Origin of the sequence: Erwinia rhapontici (assembly GCF_020683125.1) — a bacterium.
Classification (GTDB): domain Bacteria; phylum Pseudomonadota; class Gammaproteobacteria; order Enterobacterales; family Enterobacteriaceae; genus Erwinia; species Erwinia rhapontici.
Map to the genome: position 1 here is coordinate 4,680,262 of NZ_CP085627.1, position 16,330 is coordinate 4,696,591.

At 55.0% G+C, this 16,330-nt stretch carries 9 protein-coding genes, 1 rRNA gene and 1 riboswitch; of the genes, 3 read left to right on the forward strand and 7 right to left on the reverse strand.

What is annotated here, in order from left to right; genetic code table 11:
* Positions 1 to 171 precede the first annotated feature (171 nt).
* Positions 172 to 361, forward strand: a riboswitch (Lysine riboswitch).
* 92 nt (positions 362 to 453) lie between these two features.
* Together lysC and panS are read left to right on the forward strand one after the other, a co-directional pair.
* Positions 454 to 1,806 (forward strand): lysine-sensitive aspartokinase 3, encoded by a 1,353-nt coding sequence (gene lysC, locus LJN55_RS21580; RefSeq protein ID WP_159336734.1) that lies wholly within the window; start codon positions 454 to 456, stop codon positions 1,804 to 1,806.
* A gap of 248 nt (positions 1,807 to 2,054) precedes the next feature.
* Positions 2,055 to 2,972, forward strand: a complete 918-nt coding sequence (gene panS, locus LJN55_RS21585; RefSeq protein WP_133846951.1) for a ketopantoate/pantoate/pantothenate transporter PanS — start codon at positions 2,055 to 2,057, stop codon at positions 2,970 to 2,972.
* Positions 2,973 to 3,025: 53 nt separating this feature from the next.
* Here the strand turns inward: panS and LJN55_RS21590 are convergent, their stop codons facing one another.
* Positions 3,026 to 4,675 (reverse strand): Na/Pi cotransporter family protein, encoded by a 1,650-nt coding sequence (locus LJN55_RS21590; RefSeq protein ID WP_133846950.1) that lies wholly within the window; start codon positions 4,673 to 4,675, stop codon positions 3,026 to 3,028.
* 126 nt (positions 4,676 to 4,801) lie between these two features.
* Entirely contained in the window at positions 4,802 to 8,437 is a 3,636-nt protein-coding gene (gene metH, locus LJN55_RS21595; RefSeq protein ID WP_407647815.1) for a methionine synthase, read from the reverse strand.
* A gap of 431 nt (positions 8,438 to 8,868) precedes the next feature.
* Between metH and iclR the strand changes: the two genes are divergently transcribed.
* Positions 8,869 to 9,702, forward strand: coding sequence for a glyoxylate bypass operon transcriptional repressor IclR (iclR, locus tag LJN55_RS21600; protein WP_227535267.1), 834 nt, complete (start codon positions 8,869 to 8,871; stop codon positions 9,700 to 9,702).
* On the opposite strand, the gene aceK is transcribed toward iclR, so the two are convergent.
* The 5 genes from aceK to rrf form a co-directional block, all read right to left on the reverse strand.
* Positions 9,699 to 11,438 carry a bifunctional isocitrate dehydrogenase kinase/phosphatase gene (gene aceK / locus LJN55_RS21605; protein WP_159336732.1) on the reverse strand — a complete coding sequence of 580 codons (1,740 nt, stop codon included), beginning with the start codon at positions 11,436 to 11,438 and terminating at the stop codon, positions 9,699 to 9,701. The genes iclR and aceK overlap by 4 nt on opposite strands.
* 251 nt (positions 11,439 to 11,689) lie before the next feature.
* Positions 11,690 to 12,994 (reverse strand): isocitrate lyase, encoded by a 1,305-nt coding sequence (aceA, locus tag LJN55_RS21610; protein ID WP_133846946.1) that lies wholly within the window; start codon positions 12,992 to 12,994, stop codon positions 11,690 to 11,692.
* Positions 12,995 to 13,015: 21 nt separating this feature from the next.
* A complete protein-coding gene (aceB, locus tag LJN55_RS21615; protein WP_227535268.1) occupies positions 13,016 to 14,614 on the reverse strand; it encodes a malate synthase A in 1,599 nt (532 codons plus the stop codon).
* A 314-nt stretch (positions 14,615 to 14,928) separates the two neighbouring features.
* Positions 14,929 to 15,858 carry a homoserine O-acetyltransferase MetA gene (metA, locus tag LJN55_RS21620; RefSeq protein ID WP_133846944.1) on the reverse strand — a complete coding sequence of 310 codons (930 nt, stop codon included), beginning with the start codon at positions 15,856 to 15,858 and terminating at the stop codon, positions 14,929 to 14,931.
* Positions 15,859 to 16,159: 301 nt separating this feature from the next.
* Positions 16,160 to 16,275: ribosomal RNA gene (gene rrf / locus LJN55_RS21625) — 5S ribosomal RNA — on the reverse strand.
* Between the last annotated feature and the right edge of the window lie 55 nt (positions 16,276 to 16,330).

The window sequence follows — 16,330 nt, forward strand, 5'->3', positions numbered from 1 at the left end:
GACCGTGCTTATAAGAATTGACGCTTATGGTCTAAACGATGATTTTTGATCCAAAAGTGATTAGCACGAGTGATACCTTCCCGGGTATAACGAAAATGAATAATCATTAGCCGACAAGCGTTGACAGCCGCGCCATAACCCGATATTTCTATGCGCAACTTACGCAATGTGTAAGCCAGAAGAGGCGCGTCGCCCAGGCAGTGTATTGGAGGAACCGAATCCTTTGATAATGCATGATGGGGAGCGACGCCGAGGTATCAACCACGCGGAGTGGGGCGTATCGACCGCAGGGGCTGAATCCTCTGGGTTGTCACCAGCAACGTCCGGTAGTCGGGCGGCGAGGTGGGGCGCTTCTGGGTGACTCGTAGCCTTCATTCTACGTCCTCCCCTGTTGTGCTCCTTCCCTTGTGCCAAGCTGATGGAATAAATCCTGACACGAAGGTAGTCATCGTAATGTCTCAAAATCTGATCGTGGCGAAATTTGGCGGCACCAGTGTGGCCGACTTTACCGCTATGAACCGCAGCGCTGATGTGGTGCTGTCCAATCCCGATGTGCGTCTGGTTGTCTTATCCGCCTCTGCGGGTGTGACCAATCTGCTGGTTGCGCTGGCTGAAGGCCAGCAGCCAAAACAGCGTGCTTCCCTGCTCGACGACATTCGCCGTATTCAGTACGCGATCATTGACGCACTGGATCAACCGACGGTCATCCGTGACGAAATCGACCGCATGCTGGACAACATCAGTATGCTGTCCGAAGCGGCAGCACTGTCGCCCTCTACCGCCCTGACCGATGAACTGGTCAGCCACGGTGAACTGATGTCCACCCTGCTGTTTGTTGAGATCCTGCGCCAGCGTCAGGTCGCCGCAGAGTGGTTCGATGTGCGTAAAGTGATGCGCACTAACGACCGCTTTGGCCGCGCAGAACCAAACGTCACGCTGCTGAACGAACTGGTTAACACCCAGCTGAAATCCCGCACTGACGAAGCGCTGGTGGTGACACAGGGCTTTATCGGGAGTGAAGCACAGGGCCGCACCACCACGCTAGGCCGTGGCGGCAGTGACTATACGGCTGCCCTGCTGGGTGAAGCGCTGCATGCCAGCCGCATTGATATCTGGACTGACGTGCCGGGTATCTACACCACCGATCCGCGCGTGGTGCATACTGCCCATCGTATCGATGAGATCACCTTCGAAGAAGCTGCTGAAATGGCGACATTTGGCGCGAAAGTGCTGCATCCGGCGACGCTGTTGCCTGCGGTCCGCAGTGATATTCCGGTGTTTGTCGGTTCCAGCAAAGATCCGTCAGCCGGTGGCACCATGGTGTGCAATAAAACCGAGAACCCGCCGCTGTTCCGCGCCCTTGCGTTGCGCCGTAAACAGACGCTGCTGACGCTGCACAGCCTGAATATGCTGCATGCGCGCGGGTTCCTTGCCGAAGTCTTCAACATTCTGGCGCGTCACAATATCTCCGTTGACCTGATCACCACCTCTGAAGTGAGCGTGGCGCTGACGCTGGATACCACCGGTTCAACCTCGACCGGAGAAAGCCTGCTGACACAGGCGTTGCTGACGGAACTCTCCTCCCTGTGCCGGGTAGAAGTGGAAGAGAATCTCGCGCTGGTTGCGATTATCGGCAACAAACTTTCTCAGGCCTGTGGCGTGGGCAAAGAAGTGTTTGGCGTGCTGGAGCCGTTCAATCTGCGCATGATCTGTTACGGTGCCAGCAGCTACAATCTCTGCTTCCTTGTCCCTGGACAGGATGCAGAGAAAATTGTCCAAACGCTGCACCGCAACCTGTTTGAATGATGATGAAACCGGGCCTTGCCCGGTTTTTTCGTCGGCGGCAGAAGAAGTATGCTGTGCTGCCTGAACCCCACTCCGGTGGGGTTTTCTGCTTTATATCCGCCGGAACTCGCTGACTTTTCACCCCATTTTTAATGCTATGATCTTCGACGTCTTATCCTTCGGGATGAGCGTTGTTTTGCTATGGCAATTTGGCATCATCTGCATACTCGCTGAAAGAAAAAATGCGATTCTAAAAAGGAAGTCTCTCTATGCTCGCCACTGTTACCCGACTGTTTCCTCTCTGGGCAGTCCTGCTCTCTGTTGCCGCGTATTACACGCCCACGACCTTCACCGGCATGGGACCTTATGTGCCTTACCTGCTGATGCTGATTATGTTCGGTATGGGTGTGACGCTAAACGTCGGCGATTTCAAACGGGTACTGACCCGCCCGGCACCGGTGATTGCCGGTACCTTCCTGCACTATCTGGTGATGCCACTGGCAGCCTGGGGCCTGGCAAAGCTGTTCCATATGCCGCCTGACCTGGCAGCAGGTATGATTCTGGTGGGCAGCGTGGCCAGCGGGACCGCCTCTAACGTGATGATCTATCTGGCCAAGGGCGATGTTGCCCTGTCCGTAACCATCTCCTCCGTGTCGGCGCTGGTGGGGGTCTTCGCTACGCCGCTGCTGACTAAATTCTATGTCGATACCCATATTCAGGTGGATGTGGTGGGCATGCTGCTGAGTATTGTGAAAATTGTCGTCGTGCCGATCAGCCTCGGCCTGGTGATCCACCACACCATGAACGGCCTGGTGAAACGCGTAGAGCCTTACCTGCCTGCATTTTCCATGGTCTGCATTCTGTTGATCATCAGTGCGGTGGTGGCAGGCAGCCAGGGCTTTATCGGTTCAGTGGGGCTGATGGTGATTGTCGCTGTGATCCTGCATAACGCCATTGGTCTGCTGGGCGGCTACTGGGGCGGCAAGCTGTTTGGCTTCGACGAATCCACCTGCCGCACGCTGGCGCTGGAAGTGGGCATGCAGAACTCAGGTCTGGCCGCGGCGCTGGGGAAAATGTACTTTTCCCCACTGGCAGCATTGCCAGGCGCGCTGTTCTCCGTGTGGCATAACCTGTCCGGGTCACTGCTGGCGGGTTACTGGTCTGGCAAAGCGATTAAGAAAAAATAACCTGCTGTTGGGGTTTGTTTTAACATTCGTAGAGGGTCAGGCGTGCCTGGCCCCTACACCTTCCTGACTCTGCTACTTTCCTCATCATCTCTGTCATCATCCGCCTGCTCCAGCACGCTGTATGCCACCGCGCAGAACAGAGAGTTAAGGCGCTTCATATCCCCCAGTAACCCCAGATGCAGCGAACTGGTTTCGATGCTCTGAACATTATGCTGATGCAGACGATCAACATGAGCATGCGAGTAGCGACGGTTGGTGATGCGAAAACGGTGCTTGGAACGACGCAGGCGTTTCGCACTGGTCATGTCGCGGGATAAAAATACCGACAGGCTCAGGCGCAGGTTGTTGGTCAGCAGCTCTAACTGAGCATCCAGCTCCTGTAAACCTTCCACCGAGAATGCGCGCCGCGCGGCCAGTGATTTATCGGCCACATCGCCACTCATCCGTTCAAGAATATCTCCGGCCTGCTCCAGGTTCAGGGCCATCTCAATAATTTCTGCCCAGCGCCGTGAATCCTCTTCCGGCAGGTCTTCTTTTGGCATCTGTGCCAGATAGAGTTTGATGGCGGTGTACAACACATCGACATCATCATCCAACTTGCGAATTTCGCGATCTTCCCGCAGTTCACCGTGCACAACTTTGCTAAAGGTCGCCAGCATTTGTTCCATCACATCCCCCATTCGCAGGGTTTCACGTGAGGCATTAGCCAGCGCCAGCGCAGGCGTATCCAGTGAGCCGGGATCAAGATGGCGTGGCTTCAGACGCAGGTCGGTTTCCGGCTCCTCACGGATCAGCCGACGACACAGCGCAGCCATCGGTTCGGCAAAGGGCACCATGACAACGCAGCGGATCAGGTTGTAAAACACATGGAAGAAAATCACTAACTCTTCGTCGTTGACCGGCAATTTCTCCAGCCATCCCGCCAGCGGCTCAATAAACGGCAGCACCAGCAGCGAGCCGATAAATTTAAACAGCAGGCTGCCGAGCGCCACCCGTTTGCCGGAAGCGTTCGACGCGCTGTTATTCAGCATCGCCAGCAGCCCACTGCCGAGGTTAGCCCCAACCACCAGACAGAGGGCGACTTTGAAGGAGATCACCCCGGTGGCCGTCAGCGTGGCGGTCAGCAGAACGGCCGCGAGGCTGGAATAGCTGATAATCGCGAACAGCGCACCGATCAGTGAATCAAGCATCACATCACCGGTCAGTGATGAGAACAGCACTTTTACCCCGGCGGCCTGGGTGATCGGCGTGGCAGCAGCAACAATCAGCTGTAAGGCCAGAAGAATTAACCCCAGCCCGATGCTGGCACGCCCTATCTGCCCCGCACGGGTCTGTTTGCGGCCAAGGAAAAACACCACGCCAAAGAAGATAAACAACGGCGACAGCCAGGAGAGATCAAACGTGAGGATACGCGCCATCAGCGCCGTACCGACATCCGCACCGAGGATGATCACCAGCGCAGGTGTCAGCCCCACCAGCTCCTGGGCGACAAATGACGTCACCAGCATGGTGGTGGCATTGCTGCTCTGCACCAGGGCGGTAACACCAATGCCCGCCAGAAACGCCATCGGTTTTTTTGCCACGCTGCGGCTGAGTACCCGCCGCAGATCGGCACCGTAGACGCGCATAATGCCGGTACGCACGATGTGCGTCCCCCACACCAGCAACGCCACGGCAGAAAGAAGATTAAGCAGGGTTAACACAGATATCGACCTCATCACTCAGAAAGACTGACTATGCACAGCAGTAACAAGATCCGCTGTGCTGATAGTGTTAGTTTAGCCGATGATTACCTTATCAATTCTCAATGAAGAGCAATGAACACGTTTTTAATCAGCGTCATATCCCAGATTAGGCGCTAACCAGCGTTCAACGTCGGTGACCGACATCCCTTTACGCCGGGCGTAGTCTTCAATCTGGTCACGCTGTAGCTGGGCCACGGCAAAGTATTTACTCTCCGGATGGCTGAAGTACCAGCCGGACACCGCCGCCCCCGGCCACATGGCGAAGGACTCCGTCAGTTTCATTCCGGTGTGGGATTCCACATCGAGCAGTTCCCAGATGGTGGCTTTCTCCGTGTGCTCCGGGCAGGCAGGGTAGCCAGGCGCAGGACGGATCCCCTGGTAGTTTTCCCGAATCAACTCGTCGTTGCTGAGGTTTTCCGTGGCGGCAAAGCCCCATATCACTTTACGCACCCGCTCATGCAGATATTCGGCAAAACCTTCCGCCAGGCGATCTGACAATGCTTTGACCAGGATTTTGTTGTAGTCGTCGTGCTGTGCATCCCAGGCGTCTGCCAGGGCATCTTCTTCGAGGCCTGCGGTGACGGCAAATGCGCCCAGATAGTCGGCTTTACCGCTCGACTTCGGCGCGACAAAATCGGCGAGACAATAGTTAGCAAAGCCCTTTTTTTCGGTCTGCTGGCGTAAGTGATGACTCACTTGCAAAATTTCAGTACGCGATTCGTCGCTGTAAATTTCGATATCATCCCCGACGCGGTTCGCCGGGAAAATGCCCACTACACCGCGCGGATTGAGTGAACCGTCGCGGCTTAGCTGATCCAGCATCGCGTTGGCATCGGCGAACAGCCGTTTGGCTTCTTCACCGACCACCTCATCTTCCAGAATGCGCGGATATTTGCCGGCCAGCGACCAGGTCATAAAGAATGGCGTCCAGTCGATATAGTTGCGCAGCGTTTCGATGTTAGCACTCACTTCGCTCACACCCAGCCTGTGTGCTCTCGGTGGTGTGTAATTCTCCCAGTCGAAGGAAAAATCGTTGTCACGTGCCACCTGTAAAGTCACCGGCGGCGTACGCGGTTTTTTACGGGCATGCTGAATACGTACGGTGTCGTACTCTTTGCGGGTGCGGGTGACAAAGTCATCGTACTGGGTAGCAGACAGCAGCGCAGAGACCACGCCCACGGTGCGCGAGGCGTTCTGCACATATACCGTCGGGCCGCTGTAATTCTGTTCGATTTTTACCGCAGTGTGCGCTTTAGACGTGGTAGCCCCACCAATCAACAGCGGTATTGTAAAGCCCTGGCGCTCCATCTCTTTCGCCACGTTGACCATCTCGTCCAGTGACGGGGTGATCAGGCCAGACAGGCCGATAATATCGGCGTTGTGTTCGCGGGCGGTTTTCAGGATCTTATCGCTGGGCACCATCACGCCCAGGTCAATGATTTCGTAATTATTACACTGCAACACCACGCCAACGATATTTTTGCCGATATCGTGCACATCGCCTTTTACCGTCGCCAGAACGATTTTACCGTTGGTGCTGCCCTTCTCTTTGCTGGCTTCAATATAGGGTTCCAGCCAGGCCACCGCCTGTTTCATCACACGCGCTGATTTCACCACCTGTGGCAGAAACATTTTACCCTCGCCAAACAGGTCACCGACGACGTTCATACCGGCCATCAGTGGCCCTTCAATCACTTCGATCGGACGGGCGGCCAACAGGCGTGCGGCTTCCGTATCGACTTCAATAAATTCGGTAATCCCTTTAACCAGCGAGTATTCCAGGCGTTTTGCCACGTCCCAGCTGCGCCATTCGGCCTGCGGTTTGGTGCTGTCATCATCGGCTTTGCTGCCACGATATTTCTCTGCCAGCTCCAGTAGACGTTCGGTGCCGTCGTCGCGACGGTTTTGCACCACGTCCTCTACCGCATCACGCAGGTCGGCAGGCAGGTCGTCATAGATTGCCAGCTGCCCGGCATTCACGATCCCCATATCCATGCCGTTACGGATAGCGTGGTAGAGGAAGACCGCGTGAATCGCTTCACGCACCGGGTCGTTACCCCGGAAGGAGAACGACACGTTGGACACCCCGCCCGAAATCATCGCATGCGGCAGTTCGCGTTTGATGTCTTCACAGGCGCCGATAAAGTCCATCGCGTAGTTGTTGTGCTCTTCAATGCCGGTGGCGACCGCGAAGATATTCGGGTCAAAAATAATATCTTCCGGCGGGAAGCCGACCTCTTCCGTCAGCAGCTTGTAGGCGCGGCGGCAGATCTCGATTTTACGCGCACGGGTATCCGCCTGGCCCACTTCATCAAAGGCCATCACCACCATTGCCGCACCGTAACGCCGCACCAGGCGGGCATGACGCAGGAACTGATCGACGCCCTCTTTCATGGAGATCGAGTTAACGATGCCCTTGCCCTGGATACATTGCAGACCTTTCTCGATCACCTCCCATTTCGAGGAGTCGATCATAATGGGCACACGCGCAATATCCGGTTCCCCGGCAATCAGGTTGAGAAAACGCACCATCGCTGCTTCAGCGTCGAGCATCCCCTCATCCATATTAATATCAATAATCTGTGCGCCGCTTTGCACCTGTTGCAAAGCCACTTCCAGCGCTTCGTTATACTTTTCTTCTTTGATCAGTCGTTTAAATTTCGCCGAGCCGGTGACGTTAGTCCGTTCCCCCACGTTGACAAACAGGCTTTCTGCGCTGATGTTCAGCGGCTCCAGCCCGGCAAGGCGGCAGGCAACGGGCAGCGTTGGTAGCGGACGCGGGGCAACGCCCTCAACCGCTTTCGCCATCGCCGCGATATGCTCTGGCGTGGTACCGCAGCAGCCGCCGACAATGTTCAGGAAGCCGGCCTGCGCCCATTCACCAATCTGTTCGGCCATGATCTGCGCATCCAGATCGTATTCACCAAAAGCGTTGGGTAACCCGGCATTCGGGTGTGCGGTGACATACCCTTCGGCAATACGCGCCAGCTCCGCTACGTACTGACGTAACTCGTCTGGACCAAGAGCACAGTTCAGGCCAAAGGAGAGCGGTTCCGCGTGGCGCAGTGAGTTATAGAAGGCTTCCGTCGTCTGGCCAGAGAGCGTTCGGCCTGAAGCATCGGTGATGGTACCGGAGATCATCAGCGGCAGCTCAACCCCCAGCGCTTCAAATTCCTCTTTAACGGCAAAGATCGCCGCTTTGGCATTCAGGGTATCGAACACCGTTTCAATCATGATGATGTCAGCGCCCCCCTCCACCAGCGCGCGGGTGGATTCGCGGTAAGCTTCCACCAGCTGGTTAAAGGTGACATTACGAAATGCGGGATCGTTGACATCAGGAGAAATGGAGCAGGTGCGGTTAGTGGGCCCTAACACACCTGCGACATAGCGTGGACGATCCGGGGTGCGTGCCGTCCACTCGTCGGCACAGGCCCGCGCCAGTTTCGCGGCGACGTAGTTGATCTCGGCCGACAAGGATTCCATCTGGTAATCGGCCATCGCGATGGTGGTGGAGTTGAAGGTGTTAGTTTCGAGGATATCTGCACCTGCGGCGAGGTAGCCGTTGTGGATTTCGCTAATCATCTCGGGTTTCGTCAGCACCAGCAGATCGTTGTTGCCTTTGAGATCGCTCGGCCAGTCGGCAAAACGCGCACCGCGAAAATCCTCTTCTTCCAGTCTGTAGCTCTGGATCATGGTTCCCATGCCGCCATCCAGCAGCATAATGCGTTTTTTCAACTGCTGATGCAGCGCTTCAATCCGGTTACTCACCACTCTTCCCCTTCAGCATCTCACCCAGGCACCACTGCCAGCACGTCATACTGGCACAACTTTTGTGCCGGTAACAGTGATGCCAGGTGAGACATTTTCAGTCTGATGACAAATGCAGAAGCAGCTTGAAGTATGACGGTAAGTACCCTAAATAATTCGAGTTGCTTCAAGGCGGCCAACGAATGACAAATTGGCCAACGGCCATTTTGAACAGCGTTTACGCTTGCCCGTAGGGTGAGCTTCATAAAATGAAGCTCATAATCCCGATGAGCTTACTGGAGTAAGTGATTCGGGTGAGTGAGAGCAGCCAACGCAGAAGCAGCTTGAAGTATGACGGGTATAGAACGAAAATGATTTCCATAATGCGCAAAAAGGAGTCAGGTATGGTCACCCCCGTCGTCGTGAAACGCGGCAAGAAGCCGCGTGCCGCCGCTGCATCTACTGCTGCGCCTGCCGGGCAGGTTCAGTCGTTAACCCGTGGTCTGAAGCTGCTGGAATTTATTGCTGAGTCCCACGGTAATGTGGCGCTCACTGAACTGGCACAGCAGGCCGGGTTACCTAACTCCACCACACATCGCTTGTTGACCACTATGCAGCAACAGGGATTTGTGCGGCAGGTCGGGGATTTAGGGCTGTGGACTATTGGGGCGCACGCGTTTGTGGTCGGCAGTAGCTTTTTGCAAAGCCGTAACCTGCTGGCACTGGTCCATCCGATGCTACGCACACTGATGGAGGCCTCCGGCGAAACGGTGAATCTGGCGGTGTTAGACATCAGCGATCACCAGGCGGTGATTATCGATCAGGTGCAATGCACTCAGCTAATGCGCATGTCAGCGCCGATTGGCGGCAAACTGCCGATGCACGCCTCCGGTGCAGGTAAGGCATTTCTCGCCAACCTTGATGATAAGCAGGTGAGCGAACTACTGCATCGTCAGGGGCTACATCACTACACGCCGAAAACGTTGATGTCACCACACAGCCTGAAAGAGAATCTTGCGCAGGTACGCAAGGCCGGTTATTCGTTTGATGATGAAGAACACGCGCTGGGTCTGCGTTGCATTGCCGCCTGCATCTACGACGAACACCGCGAACCTTTCGCAGCGATTTCCATCTCCGGCCCGATCTCACGCATTACCGACGACCGTGTTACCGAAATCGGTGCACTGGTGATCAAAGCGGCGAAAGAGATCACCTGTGAATACGGCGGATCGCGCTAACCTGCCGTTTGCAGTGAACGATAACGCTGACTGAAGCGCTGGCGGCGGCGGTAGGCGAACACATCTTCAATGTGACCCGCGCGGATACGCTGCTGTAGCCCGCGCCAGAAGTCGGCGTGAAACAGCTCCGCGTGCATTTCATCAAACAGTGTGGCGATGGCCGGATCGGCGCACAGGTAGTGACGAAACTCTTCCGGAAACACGTCTTCTGGCGACACGCTGTACCAGGGCTCGTGGCTTAATTCATCTTCCGGGTAGCGTGCGGCGGGGATATCGCGGAAGTTCACTTCAGTCATATAGCTGATTTCATCGTAGTCATAGAACACCACCCGCCCGTGACGGGTGACGCCAAAATTTTTATACAGCATATCGCCAGGGAAGATATTGGCCGCCGCCAGCTGCTTCACCGCATTTCCGTACTCTTCTATCGCCTCTCGTCGTTGCTGCGCACTGGCCTGCTCCAGCCACAGGTTAAGCGGGGTCATACGCCGTTCCATATACAGATGGCTGATGGTCAGCATCTCCCCGTTCCGTTGCAATTTCTCCGGCACCTCTTGCTCCAGCAGCGCCAGCAGCGCCGGGCTGATGCGCTTCTCTTCGATAGCAAAATTTTCGAATTCCTGGGTATCCGCCATTCTGCCCACGCGGTCATGCTCTTTGACCAGCTGATAGCACTGACGCACCCGCTCTGGCGTCACCTCTTTCTGCGGCGCAAAGCGATCTTTAATCACTTTAAATACCCGATCAAAGCCCGGCAGGGTAAACACCAGCATCACCAGCCCTGGTACGCCGGGCGCCACGACAAACTGCTCGGTTGTTGCGGTCATATAGTGGAGATATTCGCGATACGTTTCGGTTTTGCCATGCTTCTGGCAGCCAATCGCCATATAGAGTTCAGCCGTGGTTTTGCCCGGCAGGATCTCACGCAGCCATTCAACCAGCGCTGCAGGCAACGGGGCATACACCATAAAGTAGGAGCGGGCGAAGCCAAAGACGATGCTGGCCTCACGGTTGCGCGTCAGGCAGGTATCAATAAACAATGTGCCTTCGTCACTGCGGTGAATCGGCAGCAGGAAGGCGCAGACTCCTGAAGGCGTGCGCAGTTTGGCAACCAGCCAGGCAGCCTTATTCCGGTAAAACAGTTCATTGGCGACCTGTAAATTCGCCTGTTGCAGCTCACTGGCGCTAAAGTTTTCCCGCAGATGCGCAATGATATACTGGATATCTCGCGCCATATCCTGCCAAGGCAGGCGCAACGGCAGATCGTGCAGTAAACGGCTCAGCAAAGGCTGCCAGCCATCGGCCGCACTGAAGTTTTTTGCCAGTGGGCGTGGAATGGTGCGAAATCGCTGCTCTGGTTGTGAACTGAAGATAAACAGTCGTTCCGGCGTCAGAGCCTGGTGGCTGAACAGACGGCAGTAGACGGAATTAAAGAAGCTTTCGGCTATTTCAAAACGCGGGTAGTCCGGCAGCAAATCGGTGTAGATGGCCTTTACCCGTTGCAAAAAATCACGGTCTTCCGACTGCGAGGCGGTAATACAGCGCAGCTGTTCTACCACCAGACCCACATGGTGATCGTAGAGATGGATACGCGCTTTCATCGCCAGTTGCACCGCCTGCCAGTCGGCCTGTTCAAAACGCTGTTGCGCCCCGCCAGTGACTTCCAGAAAACGTCCATACTGCGCGTCAAATCCCTGCAGGATGGTGCGGGCAATCAGGGTTTCCAGTATCGGCATGATTCACCTCAGGCGTCAGCATGAAGAAGGGACGGGCATGCCCGTCCCCTACAGAAGTCTGTGGAGGTCGGACAGGCCCAGAATAGGTGTCGGGTCGGACATGCCCGAGATACGTGTCGGGTCGGACATATCCGGGATACGTGTCGGGTCGGACATGCCCGGGATACGTGTCGGGTCGGACATGCCCGGGATACGTGTCGGGTCGGACATGCCCCGGATACGTGTAGGGGTAGGGCATGCCCGACCCAGGATCAGAACTGTTCTTCTTCCGTCGATCCCGTCAGTGCCGTCACCGATGACACCCCGCCCTGGATGATGGTGGTGACATGATCAAAGTATCCCGTTCCGACCTCCTGCTGATGCGAGGAGAAGGTGTAGCCCTGTTTAATCGCGGCAAACTCCGGCTGCTGTACTTTCTCTACATAGTGGCGCATGCCTTCCCCCTGTGCGTAAGCCTGTGCGAGGTCGAACATGTTGAACCACATGCTGTGGATGCCCGCCAGGGTAATGAACTGGTATTTGTAGCCCATCTCTGACAGCGCCTGCTGGAAGCGGGCAATGGTGTTGTCGTCGAGGTTCTTCTTCCAGTTAAATGACGGCGAGCAGTTATAGGCCAGCAGTTTACCGGGGAAGCGCGCGTGAATGGCTTCGGCAAAGCGCCGCGCCTGCTCAAGATCTGGCTTTGAGGTTTCACACCAGATCACATCAGCATAAGGTGCGTACGCCAGACCCCGGCTGATCGCCTGCTCAATACCGGCATGGGTGCGGAAGAAACCTTCCGGTGTGCGTTCTCCGCTAATAAATTCACGGTCATAATCATCGCAGTCGGAGGTGATCAGGTCTGCTGCATCCGCATCCGTGCGGGCAATCAACACCGTAGGCACGCCCATCACATCAGCCGCCAGACGTGCAGCCACCAGTTTCTGAATCGCTTCCTGAGTCGGCACCAGCACTTTGCCGCCCATATGGCCGCACTTCTTCACTGATGCCAGCTGGTCTTCAAAGTGCACGCCCGCTGCGCCGGCCTGAATCATCGACTTCATCAGTTCAAAGGCATTGAGTACGCCGCCAAATCCGGCTTCCGCATCGGCCACGATCGGCAGGAAATAGTCCACATAGCGCGGATCGCCAGGCTCAATATTCGATGACCACTGAATCTGATCGGCACGCTGGAAGGTGTTATTGATGCGTTCCACCACCGACGGGACGGAGTTAGCCGGATACAGCGACTGGTCCGGGTACATGCTGGCGGCGAGGTTAGCATCGGCCGCCACCTGCCAGCCGGAGAGGTAGATCGCCTCAATCCCCGCTTTCGCCTGTTGCAGTGCCTGCCCGCCCGTCAGTGCGCCCAGGCTATTGATATAACCTTTCTTTGCGCCGCCATTAAGCAGCGCCCAGAGTTTTTCTGCTCCATTTTGGGCCAGCGTACAGACCGGGTTAACCGAGCCACGCAGTTTGACCACCTCTTCAGCGCTGTACGGACGGGTGATGCCATCCCAGCGTGCATCGCGCCAGGATTGTTCTGTCTGCTGAATCTGTTGGGTACGAGAAGTCATGATGGAGCTCCTTGTCAGGGTTCAGGGAAGTAAGCGGTAGCCCGGCAGAGTCAGAAACTCAACCAGTTCGGATTCAGTGGTAATGCGTTCCATCAGTGAAGCGGCCTCATCGAAGCGCCCTTCGTGATAGCGTAAGTCACCCAGCTCTTGCCGGATCACCTGCAACTCTTCTGTCAGCATCTTGCGGAACAGGGCTTCAGTGACCACTTCACCGCTTTGCAGCGTTTTGCGGTGATGAATCCATTGCCAGATTGAGGTACGTGAGATTTCAGCGGTGGCGGCATCTTCCATCAGTCCATAGATAGGCACGCAGCCGTTGCCGTTGATCCAGGCTTCGATGTACTGCACAGCCACCCGAATATTGGCGCGCATACCCTCTTCAGTACGCTCACCCGCACAGGGGGCCAGCAACTGTTCTGCGGTGATGTCTGCATCCTGTTCACGCATCACCTGGAGTTGGTTTGGACGTTCACCCAGCACCTGGTCAAAAATGGTCATCACCGTATCGGCCAGACCGGGGTGAGCAATCCAGGTGCCATCGTGACCGTTAGCCGCTTCACGCTGTTTGTCGGCCTGTACTTTGTCCAGCACCCACCGATTGCGCTCTGCGTCTTTGCTGGGAATAAACGCTGCCATTCCCCCCATCGCGAACGCGCCGCGCCGGTGACAGGTTTTGATCAGCAGGCGTGAATACGCATCCAGGAAACCCTGATCCATCGTCACGGACTGGCGATCGGGTAAAACACGATCGGGATGATTTTTCAGGGTTTTGATGTAGCTGAAGATGTAATCCCAGCGGCCGCAGTTCAGGCCAACAATATGATCGCGCAGGTGCCAGAGGATCTCGTCCATCTGGAAAACGGCCGGTAAGGTTTCGATCAGCAAGGTCGCTTTGATCGTCCCACGCGGGAGATCGAAACGATCTTCGGTGTAGCTGAACACATCACTCCACCAGGCCGCTTCCTGATACGACTGGGTTTTCGGCAGATAGAAGTAAGGCCCGCTTCCCTTTGCCAGCAGCGCATTCACGTTGTGGAAAAAGTAGAGCGCAAAATCAAACAGGCTGCCCGGGATCGGCTCATCGCGCCATGTGACATGCTTTTCAGGCAGGTGCAGGCCGCGAACACGGCAGATCAGTACTGCCGGATCGGGCTTCAGCTGATAGATCTTCCCGGCCTCATTGGTGTAGCTGATGGTGCCGTTGATCGCATCGCGCAGATTGATCTGTCCGGCGATCACTTTGTCCCATGCAGGGGCCAACGAGTCTTCAAAGTCAGCCATAAACACATTCACGTTAGCATTGAGCGCATTGATGACCATCTTGCGCTCTACCGGGCCGGTGATCTCGACTCTGCGGTTCTGCAAATCTGCTGGAATACCGCGGATTGTCCACTCGCCATTTTTAATGGAATCCATTTCCGAAATAAAACATGGGATCTCTCCCCCATCAATCCGGCACTGTATCCGTGCACGTTCTGATAGCAGTGCCTGGCGGCGCGGCGTGAACTTCACCACCAGATCGCTAAGAAAATCGACGGCTTCATCGGTGAGAATCTGCTGTTCATCCTCACCAAATGCGCGCTGGAAGGCCAGTTCCCTGCTAATTACCTGCTGTGTCATCTGTTTGCTCCTGTCATCGATGCTACCGGGTATGCAATGTGTTACCCGGCGATCTTCTTTGAACAATCTTTGAACTGCAGGATCAAAATAGCATCAGTTAAATTTCAAAATCAAAAACTATTTCCATTTTAAACTCAATATGAACTCAATGAATTGATTTATATGTAATTAAAATTACAAATCAACAGGAAGTTGTTTTCACAGAATAATGAGATCGCGATCGGGTGACTGGATTCAGCAAAATGAGAGAGGGGGGAGTGGGCGGTGTTTAAGGTGGATCGATGATCCACCTGGTAACAGAACAGGGGGAGTGTTTACTCGAGTGTTGGGTTCATATGACGCAGATCGAACGGTGTGATCTGGTATACGTAGTAGTTCAGCCAGTTGGAGAACAGCAGGTTACCGTGACTACGCCAGCTGGCACGCGGTGGCAATGCCGGGTTGTCATTCGGGAAGTAGTTAAAGGGCACTTCCGGATTCAGGCCCGCATCAAAATCACGGTGGAATTCACCGGACAGCGTCAGTGCATCATATTCAGGATGGCCGGTGACAAAGGCCAGGCGTTTGTCTTTGCTGGCAAACAGATATGCACCGGTCTGGTCCGACTCAGCAAAAATTTCCAGGTCAGTATAGTCACGCAGTAGCTGAGTGGGGAAGTCAGCATAACGTGAATGTGGCGCCAGGAAGGTATCGTCAAAGCCGCGTGTTAACAGTGCGTGAGGATGTAAGATTTGATGCTCAAACACACCTGATAATTTGTTTTCGCGGGTCTGTTTTGGAATGCCATACAGAATATTCAGTGCCGCCTGTACCGCCCAACAGACAAATAACGTGGAAGTCACGTGCTCTTTTGCCCAGTGCAAAACCTTCTGGATTTGCGGCCAGTACGCGACATCGCAGAAGTCGACCAGCCCGAGCGGGGCACCTGTCACGATCAGTCCATCGTAGTTATCATTCTGAATGTCTTCGAAATTACAGTAGAAGTTATTCAGATGTTCCGATGGCGTATTGCGTGACTCGCGGCTGTCGATGCGCAGTAGCTGGATGTCGATCTGCAGCGGGGAGTTAGAAAGCAGACGCAAAAATTGGTTTTCAGTTTCGATCTTCTTTGGCATCAAATTCAGTACCAGCACTTTCAGCGGGCGAATATTCTGCGTGCTGGCACGCGTGGACGTCATAACAAAGACGTTCTCGTCGCGCAAAAAACTTACGGCTGGTAATTCATCGGGTACCCTGATCGGCATGACCTGCTTCCTCACTACATACGCTTATACGTTTAGACATCCAGACAGCCAAAGATAACGTGCCTCTGCACGAATGTCGAGTACTCATCCGATTATTGAAAATGTTTCATCTCATTGCTCAGTATAGAGTAACGATCGACTCATTAGTGGTGAGGAAACAGGCAATGCAGAGGAGGATTGCTTCGATTCAGCAACTATTAACGTTCTGATTTTGTTCTAAATAGGGGACATACATGGCAATGATTAAATCGCAGACGAAAAAAACCCCGGCCTTTCGGTCGGGGTTCTTTCTTCGTTTGATGCCTGGCAGTTCCCTACTCTCGCATGGGGAGACCCCACACTACCATCGGCGCTACGGCGTTTCACTTCTGAGTTCGGCATGGGGTCAGGTGGGACCACCGCGCTAAAGCCGCCAGGCAAATTCTTTGTGCTCTGTCCTGTGTCTTTTGTGCTCTGACTGCGTTGCCTGCGC

Coding starts and splice junctions, on each gene's coding strand:
- metH (WP_407647815.1), bottom strand. CDS start 8,437: ATGCTGCTGGATGGCGGCATGGGAACCATGATCCAGAGCTACAGACTG.
- lysC (WP_159336734.1), top strand. CDS start 454: ATGTCTCAAAATCTGATCGTGGCGAAATTTGGCGGCACCAGTGTGGCC.
- aceK (WP_159336732.1), bottom strand. CDS start 11,438: ATGCCGATACTGGAAACCCTGATTGCCCGCACCATCCTGCAGGGATTT.
- metA (WP_133846944.1), bottom strand. CDS start 15,858: ATGCCGATCAGGGTACCCGATGAATTACCAGCCGTAAGTTTTTTGCGC.
- panS (WP_133846951.1), top strand. CDS start 2,055: ATGCTCGCCACTGTTACCCGACTGTTTCCTCTCTGGGCAGTCCTGCTC.
- iclR (WP_227535267.1), top strand. CDS start 8,869: ATGGTCACCCCCGTCGTCGTGAAACGCGGCAAGAAGCCGCGTGCCGCC.
- aceA (WP_133846946.1), bottom strand. CDS start 12,994: ATGACTTCTCGTACCCAACAGATTCAGCAGACAGAACAATCCTGGCGC.
- aceB (WP_227535268.1), bottom strand. CDS start 14,614: ATGACACAGCAGGTAATTAGCAGGGAACTGGCCTTCCAGCGCGCATTT.